The organism is Actinosynnema sp. (genome assembly GCF_052038725.1).
The window spans coordinates 1-2,847 of record NZ_JBQGCX010000844.1 but is presented as its reverse complement, the minus strand read 5'-3'; the positions used below and the strand labels follow the sequence as shown (position 1 = coordinate 2,847).

Below are 2,847 nucleotides of genomic sequence, written 5' to 3'. Positions count from 1 at the left end.
GTGCTGCCCGGCCTGCGCGAGCGGTGGCCGGTCTACTTCGCGGCGACCCTGGTGGCGGGCAGGTCGTCGCGGACCACGACCTGGAGGTAGTCGTCGTGCATCCGGGCCAGCGCGTACAGCCGATGCGCGCCGGGCTCGGCGGACTGGGCGGCGTCGGCGGCGCTGAACCCGATCTGGGCGCGACCGCTGCGCAGGCGCTCCAGGTTGTCCAGCGAGCCCGCCGTGGCGGCCACCTCGGGGGCGGGGACGCCGGGGTCCCGGCTCCAGGCGCCCGCGAGCGCGGTGCTGAGCTTGGAGTAGACGCCGCCGGTCGAGCCGCTGGCGATGGTGAGGCGGACCGAGGAGAACTCCCCCGAGCAGCCGGAGAGCGCCACGGAGGCCAGCGCGAGCAGCGCCGCGAGGGCGGCGCGCACGACCGCGGGGGTTCGCGACACACCCGAATCGTCGCACGTCGCGGTGGGCGGGCGTCCACCGGATGGGCGATGTGCGCGGCGGGTCACACCGGGTGGTCGCACGGCCCCGCAGCGGGCGGGTCGGGCGGCCCTGCGGGGGTGGGCGCGGCGGCACTGGCGCCCGCCGCCCGGTGGGCTCCCCGGCCCGAGGGCGGCGTGTGGCACTGTTGGACCCTGGAGTTACCTCGGGCGGGTGGCCATATGCGCGCAGGGTGCGTTTCCCCGGTGTGCGGGCCGAGCCGGACAAGCGGGTCCTCAAACCCGCTGACCTGTGGTTATGGTGAGTGGGTGGACGGGATGCAGGGGCCGAAGAAGTTTGAGATCCGCACTTTCGGGTGCCAGATGAACGTGCACGACTCGGAGCGGCTGGCCGGGATGCTGGAGGCGGCGGGCTACACCGCGGCGTCCGGCGGCGAGCACGCGGACGTGGTCGTGTTCAACACCTGCGCCGTGCGGGAGAACGCCGACAACAAGCTGTACGGCACGCTCGGGCACCTCGCGCCCGCGAAGGCGGCCAACCCGGACATGCAGATCGCCGTCGGCGGCTGCCTCGCCCAGAAGGACCAGGCCGCGATCGTCAAGCGCGCCCCCTGGGTGGACGTCGTGTTCGGCACCCACAACATCGGTTCGCTGCCGGTGCTGCTGGAGCGGGCCAGGCACAACCGCGAGGCCCAGGTGGAGATCCTGGACTCGCTGGAGACCTTCCCGTCGACGCTGCCCGCCCGCCGCGACTCGGCGTACTCGGGCTGGGTGTCGGTGTCGGTGGGCTGCAACAACACCTGCACCTTCTGCATCGTCCCGTCGCTGCGCGGCAAGGAGAAGGACCGCCGCCCCGGCGAGGTGCTGGCCGAGGTTCAGGCGCTGGTGGCGGAGGGCGTGCTGGAGGTGACGCTGCTCGGGCAGAACGTCAACTCCTACGGCGTCGAGTTCGGCGACCGGCACGCGTTCGGCAAGCTGCTGCGCGCCTGCGGCGACGTGGAGGGCCTGGAGCGGGTCCGGTTCACCTCGCCGCACCCGAAGGACTTCACCGACGACGTGATCGCGGCGATGGCCGAGACCCCGAACGTGTGCCACCAGCTGCACATGCCGCTGCAGTCCGGTTCGGACCGGGTGCTCAAGGAGATGCGCCGCTCGTACCGGACCGGCCGCTACCTGTCGATCCTGGAGAACGTGCGCGCGGCCATGCCGGACGCGGCGATCACCACCGACATCATCGTGGGCTTCCCCGGCGAGACCGAGGCGGACTTCCAGGGCACCCTGGACGTGGTGCGCGAGGCCAGGTTCTCCAGCGCCTTCACGTTCCAGTACTCGAAGCGGCCCGGCACCCCCGCCGCCGAGCTGCCGGGCCAGCTGCCCAAGCAGGTCGTGCAGGAGCGCTACGACCGGCTGGTGGCGCTGGTCAACGAGCTGGCCTGGGCGGAGAACAAGGCGCAGGTCGGCAAGGTCGTGGAGGTGCTCGCCTCGGCGGGCGAGGGCCGCAAGGACACCGAGACCAACCGGATGTCCGGCCGGGCCCGCGACGGCAAGCTCGTCCACTTCACCCCCGGCGACGCGCGCGTGCGGCCGGGCGACGTGGTCGAGACGGTGATCACCTACGGCGCGCCGCACAACCTGATCGCCGACGGCGAGCTGATCAGCCACCGGCGGACCAGGGCGGGCGACCGCTCCGAGGCCGGGGAGCGGCCGACCACGCAGGGCGTGACGCTCGGGCTGCCGTCGTTCGGCGCGCCCGCGCCGCAGCCGGTGGCGGTGGGCGGGTGCTCGGTCGGATGAGCGGCGCGGGTGCGCGCAGCGGCGCGGCTGACGAGGAGAGGACGGCCGGGGAGACGATGTCCGACCAGCACGACGACATGTCCGAACTGCGCGACGAGATCGACGGCGTCGGGCAGGCGGCGGCCAAGCGCTTCGACCCCGGCCCCGGCGCGCTGGTGATCGCGGTGTGCGTGCTGGTGGTGCTGGTGTCGATGCTGCTGCCGTGGCTGGAGGAACACACCGGCTTCGAGGTGCTGGTGACCTCGGCGCCGATCGTGCCGCGGGTGTTCGCGGTCATCGCCGTGGTGGGCGGCGTGCTGCTGTCCGCGCTGACCCTGGTGCTGCGCCGGTGGGCGCTGGCGTGGGTGAGCGGGCTCGCGTGCTTCGCGGGCTCGGTGGTGGGCGTGCTGTCGATCTGGACGACGCAGACCACCAACGGCCACGAGCCCGGCCCCGGTCCCGGCGGCGGGCTGATCGCCGCCGTGGTCGCCGTGGTCCTGCTGCTGGTGCGCTGGCTGAAGGTCGCGGTGTCCCGCCCCGGCTTCCCGGAGCCCGAGCGGGCCTGAGCGCCGCAACCGGGGTTCCAGGCGCGAAGAGGGGGTGCTCCCGGACCGGGCGCACCCCCGCGTCGCGCGCGCGGGCG

At 73.7% G+C, this 2,847-nt stretch carries 3 protein-coding genes; 2 read left to right on the top strand and 1 reads right to left on the bottom strand.

The annotated features are described in order from the left end of the window. Positions 1 to 32: 32 nt before the first annotated feature. Entirely contained in the window at positions 33 to 434 is a 402-nt protein-coding gene (locus tag ACTUAL_RS17330; protein WP_440900999.1) for a TAXI family TRAP transporter solute-binding subunit, read from the bottom strand. A 315-nt stretch (positions 435 to 749) separates the two neighbouring features. Here ACTUAL_RS17330 and miaB point away from each other — a divergent pair, with 315 nt between their 5' ends. Then, complete coding sequence (gene miaB, locus ACTUAL_RS17325; RefSeq protein WP_177154546.1) at positions 750 to 2,225, top strand: tRNA (N6-isopentenyl adenosine(37)-C2)-methylthiotransferase MiaB; 1,476 nt, start codon at positions 750 to 752, stop codon at positions 2,223 to 2,225. Continuing rightward, positions 2,222 to 2,770 carry an Rv2732c family membrane protein gene (locus tag ACTUAL_RS17320; protein WP_440900998.1) on the top strand — a complete coding sequence of 183 codons (549 nt, stop codon included), beginning with the start codon at positions 2,222 to 2,224 and terminating at the stop codon, positions 2,768 to 2,770. Before miaB ends, ACTUAL_RS17320 begins: the two co-directional genes overlap by 4 nt. Positions 2,771 to 2,847: the final 77 nt, after the last annotated feature.